A 21,572-nucleotide genomic window follows, 5' to 3' on the forward strand; every position below is an offset into this window, starting at 1 on the left:
GGAGTCAAAATGAGAGAAGCAGTCATTGTCGCTGGCGCGAGAACACCAGTAGGGAAGGCGAAAAAAGGATCGTTAAAACATGTTCGGCCTGATGATATGGGCGCATTGTGTGTAAAAGAAACATTAAAGCGTGCCGGTAATTACGACGGACAGATAGATGATTTGATCATCGGGTGTGCAACACCAGAAGCAGAGCAGGGGTTAAATGTGGCTCGGAATATTGGGGCGTTAGCAGGGCTTCCGTATACAGTACCTGCCATCACCATCAACCGCTACTGCTCATCTGGTCTTCAGTCAATCGCTTATGCGGGTGAACGGATTATGCTCGGCCAGGCAGAAACGATCTTAGCCGGAGGAGTCGAATCGATGTCACAGGTGCCGATGATGGGTCATTCCATTCGTCCGAATGCTCAATTGGCAGAGCAAGCGCCTGAATATTATATGAGCATGGGCCACACGGCAGAGCAAGTGGCGCAAAAGTATCAGGTCACACGTCAAGATCAGGACGCCTTTGCGGTAAGAAGTCATCAAAAGGCAGCCAAAGCATTGCAGGAAGGGAAATTTTCAGATGAAATCGTATCCGTTGATGTAACAGAGCGGCGGGTAGGGGAGCAATATCAATTAGAAGAGCATTCATTCACCTTCTCACAGGATGAAGGCGTGAGAGCGGGCACAACGGAGGAGATTCTTTCCACTTTGCGTCCGGCTTTCTCAACAAAAGGCACGGTGACTGCAGGGAACTCTTCTCAAACAAGTGACGGCGCTGCGTGTGTGATGATGATGGACCGTGAGAAAGCATCCTCACTCTCCCTTCAGCCGCTCGCCAAGTTCCGGGCGTTTGCTGTTGGCGGTGTACCGCCTGAGGTGATGGGAATCGGTCCGATTGAAGCCATTCCGCGTGCGCTGAAAATCGCTGGACTTGAGCTGAAGGATATCGGGCTGTTTGAATTAAACGAAGCGTTTGCCTCTCAGGCAATTCAAGTCATTCGTCATTTAGGGATCGATGAAGAGAAAGTGAATGTCAATGGCGGGGCAATCGCGCTAGGGCATCCGCTCGGCTGTACAGGAACGAAACTTACACTGTCACTCATTCATGAAATGAAACGGCGAAACGAGCAATTTGGCATCGTCACAATGTGTATCGGCGGGGGCATGGGAGCAGCAGGAATTTTTGAATTGATCTAAAGGGGGAAATCAGGATGAAAGCAATGGAAGATGTAAAAAAGGGTGGAAGCTTCTTAATTGATGAGACGAATTATGAGCATATCTTTACACCAGAGGATTTCTCTGATGAGCATCAAATGATTGGAAAGACAACAGAGGATTATATTTTACAAGACGTTGTTCCATATATAGATCAAATTGAAAATCATGAATTCGAGCATTCCGTCAGGCTTCTCAAAAAGGCTGGAGAGCTTGGACTTCTAGGAGCTGATGTGCCTGAAGAATTCGGCGGACTCGGATTAGATAAAATCAGTTCAGCCATCATTACCGAGAAATTCTCCAGAGCAGGGAGTTTCTCACTTTCCTATGGCGCCCATGTCGGCATTGGATCTCTGCCAATCGTGCTGTTTGGAAATCAAGCGCAAAAGGAAGCATACCTGCCTGGACTCGCTTCTGGAGAAACGATTGCGGCGTACGCCCTAACTGAGCCAGGATCAGGCTCTGACGCTCTTGGAGCAAAAACGACGGCAGTCCTGAATGAAGCTGGAACCCATTATGTGCTTAATGGGGAAAAACAATGGATTACAAACTCCGCATTTGCCGACGTCTTTGTCGTATATGCGAAGATTGATGGTGAACACTTCTCTGCTTTTATCGTAGAAAAGGATTTTCCAGGTGTCAAAACTGGACCTGAAGAGAAAAAGATGGGCATTAAAGGGTCCTCGACGAGAACGTTAATTCTTGAAGATGCTCAAGTGCCAAAGGAGAATTTACTAGGTGAAGCTGGCAGAGGTCATGTCATTGCCTTTAACATTTTGAATATCGGACGCTACAAGCTGGCAGTCGGGACAATTGGTGCGTCAAAACGTGTCATTCAATTATCGGCAGAATATGCAAACCAGCGTAAGCAGTTCCAAACACCAATTTCTCGATTCAGCTTAATTGGTGAAAAAGCAGCCAACATGTCGGCAAAGCTCTATGCGATGGAAAGTGCTGTTTACCGCACAGTCGGATTATTTGAACAGCGCATGGGTCTATTAAGTGAAGAAGAGCAAAAGGACGGCAAACAAATTGCCCAGTCCATTGCAGAATATGCGATTGAATGCTCTCTTTGTAAAGTGCTTGGCTCTGAAACTTTAGATTATATTGCAGATGAAGGCGTGCAGATTCACGGCGGATATGGATTCATGCAAGAATACGAGGTCGAAAGAGCCTATCGTGACTCGCGGATTAACCGTATTTTTGAAGGGACAAACGAAATCAACCGTCTGCTTGTACCAGGCACATTCCTGAAGAAAGCGATGAAAGGGGAGCTTCCGCTGCTTCAAAAAGCGCAAACCTTACAGGAAGAGCTCATGATGATGATGCCGGAAGAGCCGGGTGATCAGCCGCTCGATCAAGAAAAATATTTACTCGCCCATGCGAAAAAGACCGCCCTTATGGTATCTGGTATGGCAGCGATGAAGTATGGAAAAGCTTTAGACAAAGAGCAAGAAATCCTTGTGAACATAGCGGATATCGTCAATGAAATTTTTGCTGCTGAATCGGCGATTCTGCGTACCGAAAAGGCAATCGCTTCATCAGGGCTAGAAAAGAACGCTCAAAAGCTTGCCTACACACAAATTTTCACGCAGGAAGCCTTCTTAAAAATTGAAGCCCATGCAAAAGAATCCTTGATCGCGATGGAAGAAGGAGATTCACTCCGCATGAGTCTGTCAGCTCTTCGCAAACTGACAAGATTCACCCCGATCAATGTCATCGCCAAAAAGCGCGAAGTGGCGAAACGAATCTTTGAAGCAGAGAAATATATCGTATAAGGACAGCTTAAAAGGTGCGGAGTGATATCCGCACCTTTTTGTAAGCATACATTTAGGTTTTTAAAATATTTTGTGATAAAATGTTCTCACAATTTGCAGGAGGTGAAAATGGTGGCTTTAGATTTTTATGAATACCCATCTTGCGGTACATGCCGAAAAGCAAAAAAATGGCTGGAAGAACACAATAAAGACATCAACAGCATACATATCGTCGAAGAGACGCCTGATAAAGAAACATTAAAAGCCCTTTACGAAAAAAGCGGCTTAGAGCTGAAGAAGTTCTTTAATACAAGCGGACAGAAATACCGGGAGCTACAGCTGAAAGATCAACTTCCTGCAATGTCAGAGGACGAGCAGCTAGAATTACTCGCGTCTAACGGAATGCTGATCAAGCGTCCGATTACAACAGACGGTAAACGAGTCACAGTTGGATTTAATGAAGATACATTTAAAAGCGTCTGGAAATGATGTAACTTTCATTCAGATTGTGGTATCTTCAATATAGATTGAAAGAAAAGACTGGAGGGGTATTGAATGAGCACACCAAAAGATTTACGTTATTCAGAAGAACATGAATGGGTCAAAGTAGAAGGGGATAAGGTGCGTATCGGTATTACGCATTTTGCTCAATCTGAGCTAGGCGATATCGTGTTCGTTGAGCTTCCTGAAGTAGGAGACAAAATCACAGCGGACGAGCCTTTCGGAAGTGTAGAATCAGTGAAAACAGTTTCTGAGCTTTACGCACCGATCAACGGCACAATCGTCGAAGTGAACGATGAGCTGGATGACAGCCCTGAATTCGTCAACGACTCTCCATACGAAAAAGCATGGATGATCGTGGTAGAGCCAGCTGATGCATCTGAAATCGAGAACTTGATGACCGCTGAGCAATATGAAGAAATGACAAAAGAAGACTAATTCACGTGAAATTGGACACTCTACCTTTATGGGGGTGTCCAATTTGTCTTTTCAAAAAGAACAGGTGGATATAACAGATCATGTCACTGGACGATTCAAAGAAAGCGGCATGGTGCTGTATCATCAAAATGAAGAGATTGGCACGATGATTAGTGAAAACCAATATGAGTTAAAATCAGGTTATTCCTATGATCAAAATCGTTTTTATCGTCTGACGGATACATTGACCCACGGGACAGAAAAATATGTAGACTGTGATGATGAAAATGGCTGGTGCTAATCACAGATGAGGCTGCAGTGAGCATAAGCTGCAGTCTTTTTAGTGCAAGTGCCCAATCTTTACAACCTCGATGAAAGATTGTAATCTAAGGGAGAAGTGAACAATGTCAAAAGGGCCGGGTGATCGTGTTGAATGTAGAGGTAGAAAAGGTCATCATTGTAGAAGGTAAAACAGACAAACAAAAGCTAAAAGAAGTCATAAGTGAACCTGTTACCATCATTTGCACCAATGGCACGATCAGTACATCGAAGCTGGATCAGCTCGTAGACGAATTATTGGGGAAAGACGTTTACATATTAGCAGACAGTGACGATGCAGGCGACAAACTGCGGAAGCAATTTCGAAAAGAATTCCCTGAAGCACTTCATCTTTTTGTCGACAGAACATACCGCGAAGTGGCCGCTTCACCGTCAGCCCACATTGCATCTATCCTATTAGCTGCAAACATTGATGTTCATTCGAAATATTTATGAGGGTGGACGTATATGAAAGAGATTGAAGAACACGAATTCAAGGAAATAAAGGACGATTTATTTCTTTTATATTTATATACACCGTTTTGCGGGACATGTCAGCTGGCAAAGAAAATGCTGACAGTCGTAGACACCATGCAGCCGGATGTACCATTTTATGAAAACAATTTAAACTACTCACCAGGCTTTGCAAAAGCTTTTGAGATCGAAAGCGTTCCTTGCTTTCTACTGTTTAAAAAAGGTGAGCTGGTGCAAAAAGGCTATGCCTTTCACTCCGTTCCATATCTTCATGAAATGATTGAAACCGCTAAATAAAGCGGTTTTTTGTCATATTTCAAGCAATTCGTCTGAAAATTTGTCGAGTTATTTATAAAGGACAAGCCAATGTTTGTAGAGAAATGTTATGTATAACCAAATGACAGGGAGGTTATACATGTGGAAAATGTGAAAACCCATGGGAACACAGGGCAGCGTTTATTATTAAAACCGCTGCTCTCATCATCATCCTTGAAGATTACATTTGAGGCGGAAACTGACTCTTGTACATTGATTGTGGATGAGCGTGGTGAAGTGAAGAAACTACCTGCAATTGAGTTATCGGATCTCATCTTTTATGGTGAGAGAAAAGAAATACTTCAATTATTAGATGGAGATATGTCCTTACAGCAGTTAATTAGCAGAGGACAAGTAAAAGTAAAAGGGTCATTCCGTGCGCTCTTAAGACTAGAGGCTGTGCTTTGGCTGACGAACGGTTTTTTTCGAAAAATGATAACGTAGTCGTTTACTTGGAAATTAGCGATTTACAGCGTTGACATATCTCGGGTAGCATGATATTCTACGTTAGTAAAAACATGAACATCACATAAAACAACATATTTTCTCTTATTAAGAGAGGTGGAGGGACGTGCCCTATGAAACCCGGCAACCGTCAGCATAGCTGAAATTGGTGCCAATTCACTCAAAGCCGCAATGCTTTGAAAGATGAGAGAAAGGCGTATTGAACATAAAAGGCCTTTCTGCTTGCGTTGCAGTTAGGTCTTTTTTACTGACCTGGTGTCAGGCTAGAGGCATGACAGCAGGAAGAATAAATAACGTATGTGATGGCAACCTATAGATTCAGCAAGAAAGCAGGTGAACAGACTGTGATCCATTTACAGAATGTATCAAAAACGTACCACTCTAAAAGCGGAAATGTTGATGCCGTGAAAGAAGTTAACTTGGATATCGATAAAGGTGAAATATTCGGAATTATCGGGTATAGCGGTGCCGGAAAAAGCTCGCTTATTCGCCTATTAAACGGTCTGGAGCTGCCAACAGCAGGAATTGTTGAAGTGGCAGGCAACCGGATCAATGAAGTATCGAATGCGAAACTTCGGAAAGCAAGACAAGAAATCAGTATGATCTTCCAGCACTTCAACCTACTTTGGTCAAGAACGGTGAGACAAAATATTATGTTCCCGCTTGAGATCGCAGGTGTAAAGGCATCAAAACGGAGAGAACGTGCGAATGAACTGATTAAATTAGTCGGTTTAGAAGGAAAAGAAAATGCGTATCCGTCTCAGCTAAGCGGCGGACAAAAGCAGCGTGTGGGGATTGCGAGAGCATTAGCAAATGATCCAAAGGTTCTTCTTTGTGACGAAGCGACGTCTGCGCTTGATCCGCAAACAACCGATTCCATCCTTGAGCTTTTGGCGGATATCAATAAACGACTAGGGCTCACGATTGTGCTGATTACACACGAAATGCACGTCATTCGCAAAATTTGTCATCGCGTGGCGGTCATGGAGAATGGACGTATTGTCGAAGAAGGCGAAGTATTACGCGTGTTCAGACAGCCAAAGGAAGAAATGACGAAGCGATTTGTACAGCAGCTTGCTGAACCAGAGGAAGCGAAAGAAACAATCGAGCACGTCTTAGAGCGAGTAAAAGAAGGTCAGGTCGTACGGTTGTCCTTTATTGGCGATTCTGCCGAGCAGCCGCTGATCACTGAAATCATTCGATCCTTCAAGGTCGATGTGAACATCCTTCAAGGGAAGATTTCTCAAACGCAGGAAGGCGCGTTTGGAACACTCTTTATCCATATTAATGGAGAAGAGACCGAGGTAGAAAAAGCCATCGCCTATATCCAAAGCAAACAGGTTGAAATCGAGGTGATGACACATGTTTGAGAAATGGTTTCCGAACGTTGATTTAGATGTCATTTGGAATGCAACGGGTGAAACGGTGTACATGACACTCATTTCACTAGCATTTGCTTTTATTATTGGTATCATCCTTGGGCTATTGCTCTTTCTGACTAGTAAAGGCGGTCTTTGGGAAAATAAACCGATTAACACCGTTATCGGGGCAGTCGTCAACATTTTTAGATCGATTCCTTTTATCATTTTAATCATTCTATTATTAGGGTTTACAAAACTTATTATGGGCACAATTCTAGGTCCCAATGCAGCCCTCCCTGCCCTTGTCATAGGGTCAGCTCCATTCTATGCACGCCTTGTCGAAATTGCACTGCGTGAAGTAGACAAAGGAGTCATTGAAGCAGCACGATCAATGGGAGCGAAAACGTCGACCATCATTTTCAAAGTATTGCTGCCAGAATCATTGCCAGCCCTCATTTCAGGTATTACCGTAACAGCGATTGCTCTAATTGGCTCAACTGCGATTGCAGGTGCAATTGGAGCAGGCGGACTTGGTGACCTTGCTTATGTAGAGGGATACCAATCTGGTAATACAGATGTCACACTTGTTGCCACTGTGTTTATTCTCATCATCGTCTTTATTATTCAAATAATCGGTGATTTGATTACAAATAAAATTGATAAACGTTAAGGGAGGATTTATTCATGAAGAAATTGATTTTAAGTGCACTATTTCTAGCATTTGCAGGCATTTTAGCTGCATGCGGTTCATCTAATAACGCAAGTGATAGCAAAACCATTACGGTTGCGGCTTCAAAAACACCACATGCCGAGATTCTTGAAGAAGCAAAACCACTTCTAAAAGAAAAAGGCTACGATCTCAAAGTGAAAGTACTTAGTGATTATAAAATGTACAACAAAGCGTTAGCTGAAAAAGAAGTGGATGCAAACTTTTTCCAACATATCCCTTACTTGAACGAAGAGAACAAATCAAACAAAGATTATAACCTAGTAAGTGCTGGTGCGGTTCACCTTGAGCCTTTCGGTATCTACTCTAAGAAATACAAATCAGTAAAAGATATTCCAAATGGCGGCACCATCATCATGACAAACAACGTAGCTGAGCAAGGACGTATGCTTGCTCTATTACAAAATGCCGGTGTCATTAAGCTTGATCCAAAGGTTGATACAATCAACTCAACGGTCAAGAACATCAAAGAAAACCCAAAGAACCTAAAGTTCAAAAAAATCGCTCCTGAACTAACAGCGAAAGCTTATGAAAACAGTGAAGGTGATGCTGTGTTTATCAACGTCAACTATGCGATTCAAAATAAATTGAATCCGAAAAAAGATTCAATTGAACTTGAGCAAACAAAGAACAACCCGTATGCAAACATCGTGGCTGTTCGCAAAGGTGAAGAAAAATCAGAGAAGATCAAGACATTAATGGAAGTTCTTCACTCTGATAAAATTAAAGAATTCATCGACAAAAAATACGACGGTGCAGTTCTACCGGTATCTGAATAACAACGATTCAACCTCGCTTTCATCAAAGCGAGGTTTTTTGTGTATTTTTTCAAATCTCGCTCATAATAAAAACGAACAAATGACCTGAAGGGATGGAATAAAGATGAATGAACAGCATATGAGCGGATCTATGCAGCAATCACTGACGGATTATAAAACGGCAATGGGTGAATTTCAGAAGAAAATGCCGGTGTTTGGGAAGAAATTCAATGAATTTACGGAGCAATGCTTTCAGAGCGATTCATTAACGCAAAAGGATAAGCAAATGATTGCCCTTGGCATCAGTATTCATGCACAGGATGAATACTGCATGATTTATCATACAAAGGGAGCGCTCGATCAAGGCGCGACAGAAGAGAATTTGCTGGAGGTTGTCAGCGTGGCGGCAGCATTTGGCGGCGGGGCAGCACTGAGTCAAGGGATTACTGTCGTTCAGCAATGTATAGATGAATTTGGAGGACAGACGCATTAAGGGAAGGATAAGACGGTATTTTTCCATATCAGGGAGTTGAGTCGTTCTCAGCCGATTGTGAGAGAAAATATGCCAGCATAGAACGTCATATCCCTTTTGAGTGAAGCCGCATGTCTTTGATATAATAAAGCTACACTCAAAGAAGGGAATGGTTTATTATTTGTTCGGACCATAGTACACTGGGATTGGATTATACCGCCGAGATGGAAAAGGCCATGCATAAAGCTCATGGCATGAGCTATGCAGAGTACGAAAGAGACCATGACTTACGGATGAAAGTGGAATATAAACGAGAGCAGTCCTATCGAGATGAGAAAAGACAGCTCGCAAAAATGAATATACGAGGCTATTAAATAGCTCAGGGACGGGGAGAACAGTTTCCCGTCCTTTCTTTATGAAAACAGTCTTTTCGACATAAATCCTTTTATCTACCGGCTTTTTTTGTTAGAATTTTGAGAGCATCCTCTCACGTATATCGTGAATGTGTTGTATTCACTTTTAATTTGTTATAAAATTAGAATGAGAATAAATTGAGAATAATGATTATTTTGGAGGTATCGATATATGACTGCTTCGACATTAACAATTAAGGACTTGCACGTTGAGATTGAAGGGAAAGAAATCTTAAAGGGTGTAAACCTCGAGATAAAAGGTGGAGAATTCCACGCAGTAATGGGACCAAACGGTACAGGTAAATCAACTTTATCTGCTGCAATTATGGGACACCCTAAATATGAAGTAACAAAAGGCAGCATTTTGCTAGATGGCGAAGATGTACTTGAAATGGAAGTAGATGAGCGCGCTCAAGCAGGTCTTTTCCTTGCGATGCAATACCCATCTGAAATTAGTGGTGTCACAAATGCGGACTTCCTTCGTTCTGCTATTAACGCTCGCAGAGAAGAAGGCGATGAAATCTCTCTGATGAAATTCATCCGCAAAATGGACGAAAACATGGAGTTCCTTGAAATGGACCCAGACATGGCGCAGCGCTACCTAAACGAAGGTTTTTCAGGCGGGGAGAAAAAACGCAATGAAATTCTTCAATTAATGATGATTGAACCAAAAATTGCGATTCTTGACGAAATCGATTCTGGTCTTGATATCGATGCGTTGAAAGTGGTTTCTAAAGGAATTAACAGAATGCGCGGCGAAAGCTTCGGCTGCTTAATGATCACTCACTATCAGCGTCTACTGAACTACATCACACCAGATCACGTTCATGTCATGATGCAAGGACGTATCGTGAAATCTGGCGGACCAGAGCTCGCGCAGCGTTTAGAAGCAGAAGGCTATGACTGGATTAAAAAAGAGTTAGGGATTGAAGACGAAACTGTTGGTCAAGAAGCGTAAGCGTTAGGAGGATTATTGATGACATTAGAAACGAAATTATCAGTAGATCAAGATTATGTCAAAAGCTTCTCCGAGAAGCATCAGGAACCGGCATGGATGAGCTCCCTTCGCTTACAGGCTCTTGAAAAAGCAGAAGACCTTCCAATGCCAAAGCCTGACAAAACGAATATTTCTAAATGGAATTTAACCAATTTCAAACAGCATACAGTCGAAAGTGCGCCATTTGGATCATTAGAAGAGCTTCCTGAAGAAGTGAAATCTCTCATTGATTTAGAGGACACGGATAAGACAGTCTACATTCAGCGTGATCAAACGCCAGCATACTTGTCTCTTTCAACGGAAGCGAAAGACAAAGGCGTGATCTTCACTGACCTTCATACAGCGCTTCGCGAACATGGAGATATAGTGCAGAAATACTTCATGACAGATGCAGTAAAAGTAGATGAGCATAAACTAACAGCTTTACATGCTGCTTTAGTCAATGGCGGAGCTTTCCTCTATGTACCGAAAAATGTAGAACTTGAAGCACCAATTCAAGCCGTCTACCTGCATGAAAATGACGACACGACTTTGTTCAACCATGTCATCGTCGTAGCAGACGACCATAGTGCTGTGACATATGTAGAAAACTACATCAGTACGGCAAAGCCGGAAGAAGCGATCTTCAATATCGTGTCTGAAGTGTTCACGGGAGCTAATGCCCGCGTCACTTACGGTGCAGTAGATAACCTTGCAGAAGGTGTCACAGTCTATGTGAACAGACGCGGTATGGCAAATGGCCGTGACAGTAAAATCGAATGGGCGCTTGGCCTGATGAATGATGGAGACGTCGTGTCTGAAAACATCACAAAGCTCATGGGCGACGGTACATTCGGTGATACAAAATCAGTTGTTGTCGGCCGGGGCAATCAAACAGAAAACTTTACAACAAGCATCATCCACTTCGGTAAAAACTCTGAAGGGTATATCTTGAAGCATGGTGTGATGAAGGATCAAGCATCCTCTATCTTTAACGGAATTGGTAAAATCGAGCATGGTGCAACGAAGTCAAATGCAGAGCAGGAATCACGAGTTCTCATGCTGAGTGAGAAAGCACGCGGTGACGCAAACCCAATTCTATTAATTGATGAAGATGATGTCACAGCAGGGCATGCTGCTTCTGTTGGACGTGTCGATCCAATTCAATTGTATTACCTCATGAGCCGCGGGATATCCAAAGAAGATGCAGAAAGACTTGTGATTTATGGCTTCTTAAATCCAGTCGTCAAAGAACTGCCGATTGAAGGAGTTAAAAAGCAGCTCGTTTCTGTGATTGAAAGGAAAGTAAAATAATGAATATCAAAGACGTTCGTGAGCAGTTTCCAATCCTTCATCAGCAAGTGAACGGACATGATTTGGTGTATTTGGACAGTGCAGCGACTTCTCAAAAACCAAGAGTGGTCATTGATGCAATGAATGAGTATTACCGGTCTTACAACTCGAACGTCCACAGGGGTGTTCATACCCTTGGCACAAAAGCAACGGACGCATACGAGGGTGCGAGAGAGAAAGTTCGTGCATTCATCCGTGCTTCATCTGTCCAGGAGATTATTTTTACTAGAGGCACAACAACCGCACTGAATACAGTGGCGATCAGCTATGCAAGAGCAAACCTCAAAGAAGGCGATGAGATTGTCATTACGCACATGGAGCATCATGCGAATATCATCCCTTGGCAGCAAGCAGCAAAAGCAACTGGCGCCACATTGAAATACATTCCGTTACAGGAAGACGGCACGCTATCGCTTGTAGATGTGAAGCAAACGGTCACACATCAAACGAAAATCGTCGCTGTCACACACGTCTCAAACGTATTAGGAACCATCAACCCGATTAAAGAAATCGCCAAAATTGCCCACGATCATGGGGCAATCATTGTCGTCGATGGTGCGCAAAGCACGCCGCACATGCAAATTGATGTTCAGGATCTAGATTGTGACTTTTTCGCATTCTCTGGGCATAAAATGTGTGGACCGACTGGCATCGGTGTACTTTACGGGAAGAAGGACCTTTTGAATAATATGGAGCCTGCTGAGTTTGGCGGTGAAATGATCGACTTTGTGGATCTGTATGATTCTACTTGGAAAGAGCTGCCGTGGAAATTTGAAGCGGGAACACCGATTATTGCCGGAGCAGTTGGACTAGGAAAAGCGATTGATTTCTTAAATGACATTGGTATGGAAGAAGTCAGCCGTTACGAGCATCAGCTTGCCACTTATGCGCTTGAGCGCTTTAAGGAATTTGATGGTGCGACTGTTTATGGACCGCAGCACCGAGCTGGACTTGTGACGTTTAACTTAGACGACGTCCATCCACATGATGCGTCAACTGTTCTGGATACGGAAGGTGTCGCCATTCGTGCTGGACACCACTGTGCACAGCCGCTCATCAAATGGCTTGGTGTATCAGCAACTGCAAGAGCAAGCTTCTATCTGTACAATACAGAAGAAGAGATTGACGAGCTCATCGCAGCGCTCCGTAAGACAAAGGAGTATTTTACGAATGTCTTTTAATGTAAACTTAGACACACTGTACAGACAAGTGATTATGGATCATTATAAAAATCCGAGAAACAAAGGTGTGTTAAACGACAGCATTGTCGTCGATATGAACAACCCAACGTGTGGTGACCGCATTCGTCTCACGATGAAAATCGAAGACGAAAAAGTCATTGATGCGAAATTTGAAGGAGAAGGATGCTCTATTTCGATGGCATCTGCCTCTATGATGACGCAGGCAATTAAAGGGAAAGATATTGAAACAGCTTTGAAAATGTCTCAGATTTTCTCCGATATGATGCTAGGAAAAGAATACGACGATTCCATTGATCTTGGTGACATTGAGGCGCTGCAGGGAGTGGCAAAATTCCCAGCCCGCATCAAATGTGCAACATTATCCTGGAAGGCGCTTGAAAAAGGCGCATCTGCCGAAGATAACGGCAAATCATAAGATTGGAGTGAAAATGGATGGCTAAAAAAATGCCAGATGTTGGTGAATATAAATACGGCTTTTCTGATAAAGACGTTTCCATTTTCCGTTCAGAGCGCGGACTGACAAAAGAGATCGTTGAAGAAATTTCTCGTATGAAAGAAGAGCCTCAGTGGATGCTCGACTTCCGTTTGAAATCTCTTGAGCACTTTTACAACATGCCGATGCCACAATGGGGCGGAGATTTAAATGCATTAAACTTTGATGAAATTACGTACTACGTAAAGCCATCAGAGCGCTCTGAGCGTTCTTGGGATGAAGTACCAGAAGAAATCAAACAAACCTTTGATAAGCTTGGTATCCCAGAAGCAGAGCAAAAGTATTTAGCAGGTGTATCTGCTCAGTATGAATCTGAAGTTGTGTATCACAATATGAAGCAGGACCTTGAAGATCTAGGAATTGTGTTTAAAGATACAGACAGCGCATTAAAAGAGAACGAAGACATCTTCCGTGAGCACTGGGCAAAAGTCATTCCTCCGACTGACAACAAATTTGCTGCGCTTAACTCGGCTGTATGGTCTGGTGGTTCATTTATCTACGTACCAAAGGGCGTAAAAGTAGATACACCACTTCAAGCATACTTCCGTATCAACTCTGAGAACATGGGTCAGTTCGAGCGTACACTGATCATTGTTGATGAAGGCGCACATGTGCATTACGTAGAAGGCTGTACAGCACCAGTTTACACAACAAACTCACTTCACAGTGCGGTTGTTGAAATCGTCGTTAAAAAGGGCGGCTACTGCCGTTATACAACGATTCAAAACTGGGCAAACAACGTCTTCAACCTTGTGACGAAACGTACAGTATGTGAAGAAAATGCGACAATGGAATGGATTGATGGAAACATCGGTTCTAAGCTGACAATGAAATACCCAGCGGTCATCCTAAAAGGTGAAGGTGCTCGAGGTATGACATTAAGTATTGCCCTAGCAGGTAAAGGTCAGCACCAAGATGCAGGTGCGAAAATGATTCACCTTGCACCAAACACATCTTCAACGATCGTATCGAAATCGATTTCCAAACAAGGCGGTAAAGTCACATACCGCGGAATCGTTCACTTCGGACGTAAAGCAGAGGGTGCACGCTCAAACATCGAGTGTGACACACTCATCATGGATAACAAATCAACATCTGATACGATCCCTTACAATGAAATCTTAAACGACAACATTTCATTAGAGCACGAAGCGAAGGTATCAAAAGTATCAGAAGAACAGCTATTCTACTTGATGAGCCGCGGAATTTCTGAAGAAGAAGCAACAGAAATGATCGTCATGGGCTTCATCGAGCCATTCACAAAAGAACTGCCAATGGAATACGCCGTTGAAATGAACCGCTTGATTAAGTTTGAAATGGAAGGTTCTATCGGTTAATAATAAAAGACCAAAAACGTGATATCAAACGTTTTTGGTCTTTTTGTTTTTGAAAAAACAGAACTTACATCCCGCTAGGTGAGTAAAACGCATCAAAGGCTTTAGACAAATCGTCAGCTGCAGATGTCAAGATCGTTTCTTCCTCTAAAATCGCTGTTCCTTGTGCTCGGACAATATGAAATTGTTGAAAGCCCATCAAGTTTTGGAATATTTCTTTTAGGTAGTAATGTGAAAATTCCAGAGGTGTATATCGATCGTTATTTGTGAAAATTGAGCCGCTTGCTTGAAGCAAAAGTACACGATAATCGTCAGTCATCAGACCAACTGAACCATCTTCTGTATATTTAAACGTTTCTCTAGCAATAAAAATATTATCTATATAATCTTTCATTCGTGAAGTCACATTGAAATTATGAACAGGTGACACAATCACAATTCGATGATGTGCTTTGAATTGAGCCAATAAAGCAGAAGCAGCAGCAGCAATTTTTTCTTCCGTAGCTGTTAATGTTTGTTCAGATGCTTGCTTATCCCAAATACGTAGCAGCTGTTCTTTTTCGATACGAGGAATTTCAGTTCCATATAAATGTAAAATCGTTGGTTCCTCATGAGGAAACCTTTCTTTAAACTGTTCTAAAAATAGTGTTTGCAGTTTGTTTGAATAACTTTCTCGATGAGTGAAATCAGGGTGCGCGTTAATGATTAATGTTTGCATATACATGCTCCTTTTCTTTTGATAAACTGAGTATAAAATATAAAGGTGACAAAACATGTCACTCTTTTCAAAAGGAAAGTCAAATGAAAAAATCAGAACGATTAAACCAAGAGCTCATTTTTTTAAGTGATAAATACTCATTTCAATTAAAAGATTTAGAAACTGAATTTGGCATATCTAAACGTACGGCTTTGAGAGATATGGAAGAGCTAGAGTCCATGGGCTTAGCTTTTTATGTTGAAAATGGAAGACATGGAGGATATCGACTGGTGAAACAATCTCCAATGGTTCCTATTTATTTCAATATAGATGAAGTTCAAGCTATTTTTTTCGCGCTTAAAGCGCTAGACCTGGTGTCAGCAACACCATTTAAAAAATCCTACTCACAAATTCGGCAAAAGCTGTTTGCCACAATGTCTGATGAGAGAAAACAAATGATCTCAGAGACTTTGGATGTGATTCATTACTATAATGTCGCACCAGTTAGTGAACAAAATCATTTGGAATTGATTTTACAGGCCCTGATGGAAGATCGAATCGTGAAGATGACTTACACTCAAAATGAAAATAAAAGGATCAGGCTGCAATTTCTTGAGTTGTTTTATCGAAATGGGATTTGGTTCACCAAAGCATATGATGTTCGAAATAAAAAGTGGGGCATCTATAGATGTGACTTTATGAAGGACGTGATGATTGAAGAAGAAATCAGAGACACCTTTACGAAGGAAGAATTAAAAGAACTGCAGCTCGAGTACGAAAAAACTTATCATGATATCTCATTTAAATGTCGATTAACGGAACAAGGAAAAGAAAAGTTTTTGAAGAATCATTACCCAAATATGAGATTGGAGATCATTGAGAATACTCCTTATATTGTGGGTGGATACAACCAAGAAGAATTATCGTATATGACTCACTATTTGATCTCATTTGGGAAACATGTGAAAATTGAATACCCTGATGAATTAAAAGAAAGTTATCTGAATCAATTGCAAGAAATGGTCGACCAGTATTGAACCATAAAAGACTTCAGAAAAGGCGAACCACTACAGTTCGCCTTTTTCTTATCTGTTTTTATCACGGTGAGTTACTTCGCCGCATGGAATGTGTTGGTTTTCGGTTTATCATGAACCTTCCCATACGTCAGCTGACGCCAAATAAACTCCATCGGTCCATACTTAAACCGTTTTAACCATAATGTACTGAAAAGCACAAGGAAGGCATACACGCCAATAGCCATGAAGAACGTACCAGCCGGCTGAAGATGATCGGCAAGCCCAGCTCCATATTTCAGAAACAGCATTGTCCCAATGATGGAGTGAAGCAAATAACAGGTCAGTGACATCCGTCCGACTTTGGTAAAGATCATCAAAGCACCTCGCAGCTGAGGAACATGCAGAAACAGCATCGCAAGTGTACTCATATAGAACATACTGCCCGTTAATCCACCGTTTTGTTCAAGGGCAGAGGCCATGTCCATCCACAGTGTATTTTCAACAGGATTGACCGCTGCTATGATCGTACTGCTCTGTGTAATCATAAACGCGATAGTGAAAATGATCCAAATGCGATTCCAAATCGCTTTTTTCGCCTCCATGTTTTTGAAAAACTCCATTTTCACAAAATACACACCAAGCAAAAACATGAGGAACATAGAATAGATGATAGAAAATGAACCAGAAGCCATTGTGGCCAAATCTGCCCACCGGTCACCAATAGATGCTAGATAAGTCAGGCTGTTGTGGCTGGCCAGCTCGAAGTCAGCAAAAACCGGCTTGCCTGATGATACTGTGTTAATGGTATTGAACAGCATCGCGAAAAAAGGAGTGAGCAATTGTATGACAAAAAGTGTGATCAGCCAGTATAGAATGGTTTTAGCTCTACGTTTGTAAAAGAAAAATAACAAAAAGCCAGCGGCAGCATAATGGGTTAAAATATCACCAATCCAAACAAAGGTGACATGCAGAAGGCCAATTCCTAAGAGAATGGTTAACCTGCGTGCAAACAGCTTGTTTGGGCTGTCCACCTTCTGAGCAGCTCGATCCATAAAAATCATAAAACCAACCCCGAATAGGAAGGAAAACAGCGTAATGAATTTCCCTGAGGCAAACCAATTCACCAAGTTGTGAAAAACATCATTTGCTTCCATATCGAACCCCTTCGCCGAATCCACGATCAAAAAGTAATTGACCAGAATAATCCCCATTAAGGCAAATCCCCGTACGATGTCTAAGAAATGAACCCGATCCCGCAGACTCATCGGTTGTCCGTGTGCTACTTTGTTTGCATTCATATCCATGCTCCTTTTCTTGTTATGATAAATGTCATTCGGATCAATTCATCGATCCTTACAATGAATCAATATACGTCCCAATTCTTAACAATTTATGAAGATCCAATTTTTTGAAAATAAATGTGACGAATTGATGGCAGAGGGTCAAATTCATAAACTGTTAAGATTTATGCTGTATCTTTTCACATAGCTAGATGATATATAGTAAAGACATAAAAGAAAGTACATCACGTATCATGAGGTGAGAGAGATATGAACCATCGAATATTAGTCGTAGAAGATGATCAGGATATTGGAGACCTTTTGCAGGAATCCCTTACACGTGCTGGATATGAGGTGCTGAGAGCGATGAATGGCGAGCAAGCATTGAAGCTTGTGAACGATTCGCTCGATTTGGTGATTTTGGATGTGATGATGCCAGGTATATCAGGTATCGAAACGTGCCAGCAGATGAGAGCGTCTTCTAACGTCCCGATTCTATTTCTGACAGCCAAATCAAGTACATTCGATAAAACCGAAGGCTTACTTGCCGGCGGGGATGATTATATGACAAAACCTTTTTCAGAAGAGGAGCTCCATGCTAGAGTCATTGCACAATTACGCAGGTATACCGTCTATCAGGAAAAGAAGGAGCAGGAAGAAACTTTTCTTGTTGGGGGCAAGCTGAGGGTGAGCGAAGAATTTAATGAAGTGTGGAAAGAAAGTCAGCAAATCAAGCTGTCTGATTTAGAATATCGAATGTTGAAGCTGCTCATGAGCAGGCGAAACAAAATCTTTTCAGCCCAAAATATTTATGAGAGCGTGTGGGGACAGCCTTATTTCTATTGTTCCAACAATACGGTGATGGTGCATATTCGAAAGCTGCGTGCCAAAATTGAAGATGATCCAGCTCGCCCTGTATATATCAAAACGGAATGGGGAAGAGGATACCGATTTGGCACATCGTAAATATACACTAGCCAAAAAGCTGGCACTGCTGATTTTGACAGCTGCGGTCGTGAGCGGACTTGTCTTTTTGACGCTGCAAAAGATCACCAATGACCTGATTGATGGATACTTGAGTTCGGACGAGTATTACGAGGAGGAGTCAGCCAGGTATATTCAAAAATTCAGCCGCTATGTGTCTGAGAATGAGCTGTCTTCAACAGATCGAAAAGCGTTTGGTGAGTGGGTGAAAAAAGAGGATTACATTAATTTGACCATCTTCAAGGATGAAGTGCTTCAATATGACTCCATCTATTCCGCTGCTGATGAATCGGCGTACGGAAAAGAAAAGGTGACCCAGTACGCTGAGCATCATTCGTATCCGGTTCAGTTTAGCGACGGTAAAGGCCGGGTCATGGTGGATGGTTTCTATTCATTTCGTTATCACGATCTTGCCTTTACACTCGAGCTGCTCGGGGCGACGCTTATTTTTCTCATCATTGTTCTTCTTGGCATCCGTAAAAGTTTATGCTATCTGCAAACGATTCACCAAGAGATTCATATTCTTGAAGGCGGTGAGCTGGACCATGAGATGACGGTGAAAGGGCACGATGAATTAGCCATGATTGCCAAAAGTATTGAGGATCTGCGAAAAGCTTTTCTGGACAAGCTTCAAGCCATCGACGAGCTGCAAGAAGAGAGCCGCAGTCTGGTTACTGAAATGTCACACGATATGAGGACACCGCTGACGTCGCTGATGATGAATTTGGAGTTTGCGAAAAAAGAGGAGGCTGGAGCGGATACCCGCAAAGATCAATATATAGCAAGTGCTTATGAGAAAGCACTGCAATTGAAAAATCTGTCTGATAATCTGTTTGCCTATTTTCTACTTGATAAAGAACATGAACCTGAGCTTGAGACCGTTGCAGTCAAAGAGGTCATTTACGATCTCTTATCAGATCAGGTGGCGATCTTGCATCAAGAGAAATTCAAAGTACACCTGTTAGGAGAGCTGCCCGACAGCTATATCAACGTGAATGTCGAGGAGCTTGGCCGAGTGTTTGATAATTTGATGTCCAACTTACTTAAATACGCCGATCCCAAAAAAGACATCAATCTCACGTTTTTATCCGATCAAGAAATCTTTGAGATTCACGTCAGCAATGCGATAAAAGAGACAGATGACACGCAGGAAAGCACTAGACTTGGTGAACGAAGCATAAAACGAATGATGTCCCGCATGCACGGGCAGTTTGAAAGGATGGAAAGGAACGCTGTATACTACATCGTGCTGCGATTCTGGCACATCAAAATATAGACCACAAATGAATAATATGGAATGGAGAGACTACCCAATGAAACGATTCAACAACTTCCAAAAGGTACCCGATCTCTTGCAAGGCCTTCTGAATATCTGTCTGTTCTTTCTAGCCATTGCTTTAAGCGTCCTCTTAATTAGTGAAACTTGGTATATTGTCCAATTCGTCTACAAGACTTTGTTTAACAAAGGAGAAAGCTATTATGGGATGCTTGGAGAACTGCTGATCTTCTTTATGTATTTTGAGTTTATAGCCTTAATTATTAAATACTTTAAATCAAACTTTCATTTTCCGCTTCGCTACTTTATTTATATCGGCATCACAGCTGTCATCCGATTGATTATCATCGATCATGAAGAGGCTGTATCGACGTTCTGGTGGGCGCTGGCCATTCTTGCGATGACTTGTGCACTCTTTATCGCCAATAAACGACATACCGCGCAGGAGCATGAAGAAGTGAAGTGAGGGAAGAAGACGAACGATTGCTGTTCGTCTTTTTTAGGTTGATAGAGAAAGTCTGATTATGAACAATAAGTCGTCATTAATGGAGTAGAGTACGAAAAAGGAATTCAATGTAAATGATTATCCAGAGGAACGAAGAGAGGCCAATCATTCCCATAATGAGAACAACTAGTCAACACTCTCCCTCTTTTCTTAAAAATTTACATTGACACCATCCCTTTCTATGATAAAATCATAGTGTGATAATGAGAATCGTTATCAAACGATATGACTACATATAGAATGGATAGGTGAGGTACATGTTCAAAAAATCTTTTTGGTCGTTGCTAGTTGTGCTCTCCATCGTTTTACTTGCAGCTTGCGGGAACAATAACAGTGAAGGCAAGTCAGCTAGTAAAGAAAAAACAAGAACCGTTGAAAGCGCTATCGGTTCAACTGACAATATTAAGGATAAACCAAAGCGCATTGTGACGCTGTACCAAGGAGCAACCGATGCAGCAGTCGCTATGGGCATTAAACCAGTGGGTGTTGTTGAATCATGGCTTGAAGCACCTACGTATAAATATTTAAGAGATGACTTAAAGGATGTTAAAATTGTTGGGCAGGAAACACAGCCAAACTTAGAGGAAATTGAAAAGCTTAACCCAGATTTGATCATTGCATCAAAAATCCGCCACGAGCAAATTTTTGATCAGCTGCAAGAAATCGCTCCAACTGTTGCAACAGAAACAGTGTTCACATTTAAAGATACAGTGAAATTAATGGGTGAAGCGTTAAATCAGCAAGACAAATCAAAAGAATTGCTGACGAAGTGGGATGACCGCGTCGCTGACTTCAAAGAAAAAGCGAAAAAAGACATCAAAAACTGGCCAATGAGTGTGTCTGTGGTGAACTTCCGTGCAGATCATGCTAGAATCTATCAAACTGGATTCGCAGGGTCGATTTTAACAGAGCTAGGCTTTGAAGGACCTAAGAATGTCAAAGATAAAAAGCAAGACATCATTACACTTACAGACAAAGAGAGCATTCCACAAATGGATGCAGATGTGATCTATTACTTCATGGATGATCAGGATAAAGCGGTTGAAAAAGCATATAAAGAGTGGACAAGTCATCCTTTATGGAAGCAGCTTGACGCAGTGAAAGCGAAACAAGTGCATAAAGTTGATGAAATCACTTGGAACATGGCAGGCGGTATCACTGCTGCAAACATGATGCTTGATGATATTTATGATCGTCTCGGAATTGATAAATAAGGATAGCAGAGGAGAAAATGTGAAAAACCATTTTCTCCTTTTTCCATAACAGATTGAAAGC

The 21,572-nt window shown here is 42.0% G+C and carries 25 protein-coding genes and 1 riboswitch; of the genes, 23 read left to right on the plus strand and 2 right to left on the minus strand.

The genetic code is table 11. The features are described from left to right. The first annotated feature begins 9 nt into the window (after window positions 1-9). The 18 genes from C6Y01_RS11025 to sufB all read left to right on the plus strand — a co-directional run bounded on the left by C6Y01_RS11025 (window position 10) and on the right by sufB (window position 14,542). On the plus strand, window positions 10-1,185 hold the full coding sequence (locus C6Y01_RS11025; protein ID WP_034659915.1) for an acetyl-CoA C-acetyltransferase: 1,176 nt from the start codon (window positions 10-12) through the stop codon (window positions 1,183-1,185). 14 nt (window positions 1,186-1,199) lie between these two features. Continuing rightward, on the plus strand, window positions 1,200-2,981 hold the full coding sequence (locus C6Y01_RS11030; RefSeq protein ID WP_034659914.1) for an acyl-CoA dehydrogenase family protein: 1,782 nt from the start codon (window positions 1,200-1,202) through the stop codon (window positions 2,979-2,981). Between the two features lie 111 nt (window positions 2,982-3,092). Next, a complete protein-coding gene (locus C6Y01_RS11035; RefSeq protein WP_034317446.1) occupies window positions 3,093-3,449 on the plus strand; it encodes an arsenate reductase family protein in 357 nt (118 codons plus the stop codon). Window positions 3,450-3,515: 66 nt separating this feature from the next. Further along, window positions 3,516-3,899 (plus strand): glycine cleavage system protein GcvH, encoded by a 384-nt coding sequence (gene gcvH / locus C6Y01_RS11040; RefSeq protein WP_008347039.1) that lies wholly within the window; start codon window positions 3,516-3,518, stop codon window positions 3,897-3,899. A gap of 43 nt (window positions 3,900-3,942) precedes the next feature. Beyond that, window positions 3,943-4,179, plus strand: a complete 237-nt coding sequence (locus tag C6Y01_RS11045; RefSeq protein ID WP_034659913.1) for a YusG family protein — start codon at window positions 3,943-3,945, stop codon at window positions 4,177-4,179. Between the two features lie 128 nt (window positions 4,180-4,307). Next, window positions 4,308-4,652, plus strand: a complete 345-nt coding sequence (locus tag C6Y01_RS11050; RefSeq protein WP_034660691.1) for a toprim domain-containing protein — start codon at window positions 4,308-4,310, stop codon at window positions 4,650-4,652. 12 nt (window positions 4,653-4,664) lie between these two features. After that, window positions 4,665-4,967, plus strand: coding sequence for a thioredoxin family protein (locus tag C6Y01_RS11055; RefSeq protein ID WP_034659912.1), 303 nt, complete (start codon window positions 4,665-4,667; stop codon window positions 4,965-4,967). Window positions 4,968-5,087: 120 nt separating this feature from the next. Beyond that, window positions 5,088-5,429 carry an SCP2 sterol-binding domain-containing protein gene (locus C6Y01_RS11060; protein WP_034659911.1) on the plus strand — a complete coding sequence of 114 codons (342 nt, stop codon included), beginning with the start codon at window positions 5,088-5,090 and terminating at the stop codon, window positions 5,427-5,429. Between the two features lie 102 nt (window positions 5,430-5,531). Beyond that, window positions 5,532-5,640: riboswitch (SAM riboswitch) on the plus strand. Window positions 5,641-5,794: 154 nt separating this feature from the next. Beyond that, the gene (locus C6Y01_RS11065) at window positions 5,795-6,820 is read left to right on the plus strand and encodes a methionine ABC transporter ATP-binding protein (RefSeq protein ID WP_106038243.1); all 1,026 of its coding nucleotides are present in this window, start codon (window positions 5,795-5,797) and stop codon (window positions 6,818-6,820) included. Further along, window positions 6,813-7,481 (plus strand): methionine ABC transporter permease, encoded by a 669-nt coding sequence (locus C6Y01_RS11070; RefSeq protein WP_099727008.1) that lies wholly within the window; start codon window positions 6,813-6,815, stop codon window positions 7,479-7,481. The genes C6Y01_RS11065 and C6Y01_RS11070 overlap by 8 nt, the downstream gene beginning before the upstream one ends. Window positions 7,482-7,495: 14 nt before the next feature. After that, window positions 7,496-8,317, plus strand: a complete 822-nt coding sequence (gene metQ / locus C6Y01_RS11075; protein ID WP_106038201.1) for a methionine ABC transporter substrate-binding lipoprotein MetQ — start codon at window positions 7,496-7,498, stop codon at window positions 8,315-8,317. Between the two features lie 103 nt (window positions 8,318-8,420). Further along, window positions 8,421-8,789: a carboxymuconolactone decarboxylase family protein gene (locus C6Y01_RS11080; protein WP_106038202.1), complete on the plus strand. Its 369-nt coding sequence runs from the start codon at window positions 8,421-8,423 to the stop codon at window positions 8,787-8,789. Between the two features lie 215 nt (window positions 8,790-9,004). Then, entirely contained in the window at window positions 9,005-9,142 is a 138-nt protein-coding gene (locus tag C6Y01_RS18940) for a YuzK family famiily protein (protein WP_162839378.1), read from the plus strand. A gap of 211 nt (window positions 9,143-9,353) precedes the next feature. After that, window positions 9,354-10,139: a Fe-S cluster assembly ATPase SufC gene (gene sufC, locus C6Y01_RS11085; protein WP_003213654.1), complete on the plus strand. Its 786-nt coding sequence runs from the start codon at window positions 9,354-9,356 to the stop codon at window positions 10,137-10,139. Window positions 10,140-10,157: 18 nt separating this feature from the next. Next, on the plus strand, window positions 10,158-11,471 hold the full coding sequence (sufD, locus tag C6Y01_RS11090; protein ID WP_106038203.1) for a Fe-S cluster assembly protein SufD: 1,314 nt from the start codon (window positions 10,158-10,160) through the stop codon (window positions 11,469-11,471). Next, complete coding sequence (locus C6Y01_RS11095) at window positions 11,471-12,691, plus strand: cysteine desulfurase (RefSeq protein WP_106038204.1); 1,221 nt, start codon at window positions 11,471-11,473, stop codon at window positions 12,689-12,691. Before sufD ends, C6Y01_RS11095 begins: the two co-directional genes overlap by 1 nt. Next, window positions 12,681-13,127 (plus strand): Fe-S cluster assembly sulfur transfer protein SufU, encoded by a 447-nt coding sequence (gene sufU, locus C6Y01_RS11100; protein WP_008347017.1) that lies wholly within the window; start codon window positions 12,681-12,683, stop codon window positions 13,125-13,127. The genes C6Y01_RS11095 and sufU overlap by 11 nt, the downstream gene beginning before the upstream one ends. Window positions 13,128-13,144: 17 nt before the next feature. Further along, complete coding sequence (gene sufB / locus C6Y01_RS11105; protein WP_034659904.1) at window positions 13,145-14,542, plus strand: Fe-S cluster assembly protein SufB; 1,398 nt, start codon at window positions 13,145-13,147, stop codon at window positions 14,540-14,542. 64 nt (window positions 14,543-14,606) lie between these two features. Here sufB and C6Y01_RS11110 read toward each other — a convergent pair whose 3' ends face one another. Beyond that, complete coding sequence (locus tag C6Y01_RS11110) at window positions 14,607-15,257, minus strand: FMN-dependent NADH-azoreductase (RefSeq protein ID WP_106038205.1); 651 nt, start codon at window positions 15,255-15,257, stop codon at window positions 14,607-14,609. A gap of 83 nt (window positions 15,258-15,340) precedes the next feature. On the opposite strand from C6Y01_RS11110, the gene C6Y01_RS11115 reads away from it, so the two are divergent. After that, window positions 15,341-16,273 (plus strand): helix-turn-helix transcriptional regulator, encoded by a 933-nt coding sequence (locus C6Y01_RS11115; RefSeq protein ID WP_106038244.1) that lies wholly within the window; start codon window positions 15,341-15,343, stop codon window positions 16,271-16,273. A 71-nt stretch (window positions 16,274-16,344) separates the two neighbouring features. Here C6Y01_RS11115 and C6Y01_RS11120 read toward each other — a convergent pair whose 3' ends face one another. Further along, complete coding sequence (locus C6Y01_RS11120) at window positions 16,345-17,550, minus strand: DUF418 domain-containing protein (RefSeq protein WP_106038206.1); 1,206 nt, start codon at window positions 17,548-17,550, stop codon at window positions 16,345-16,347. Window positions 17,551-17,802: 252 nt separating this feature from the next. On the opposite strand from C6Y01_RS11120, the gene C6Y01_RS11125 reads away from it, so the two are divergent. The 4 genes from C6Y01_RS11125 to C6Y01_RS11140 all read left to right on the plus strand — a co-directional run bounded on the left by C6Y01_RS11125 (window position 17,803) and on the right by C6Y01_RS11140 (window position 21,511). Next, window positions 17,803-18,498 (plus strand): response regulator transcription factor, encoded by a 696-nt coding sequence (locus C6Y01_RS11125; protein ID WP_034659899.1) that lies wholly within the window; start codon window positions 17,803-17,805, stop codon window positions 18,496-18,498. Continuing rightward, entirely contained in the window at window positions 18,485-19,792 is a 1,308-nt protein-coding gene (locus tag C6Y01_RS11130; RefSeq protein ID WP_095285809.1) for a HAMP domain-containing sensor histidine kinase, read from the plus strand. The genes C6Y01_RS11125 and C6Y01_RS11130 overlap by 14 nt, the downstream gene beginning before the upstream one ends. A gap of 37 nt (window positions 19,793-19,829) precedes the next feature. Next, window positions 19,830-20,258, plus strand: a complete 429-nt coding sequence (psiE, locus tag C6Y01_RS11135; protein ID WP_034659895.1) for a phosphate-starvation-inducible protein PsiE — start codon at window positions 19,830-19,832, stop codon at window positions 20,256-20,258. Between the two features lie 296 nt (window positions 20,259-20,554). Then, a complete protein-coding gene (locus C6Y01_RS11140) occupies window positions 20,555-21,511 on the plus strand; it encodes an ABC transporter substrate-binding protein (protein ID WP_106038207.1) in 957 nt (318 codons plus the stop codon). Window positions 21,512-21,572 lie beyond the last annotated feature (61 nt).

The sequence above is a fragment of the Bacillus sp. NMCC46 genome (assembly GCF_002998465.1).
GTDB lineage: Bacteria > Bacillota > Bacilli > Bacillales > Bacillaceae > Bacillus.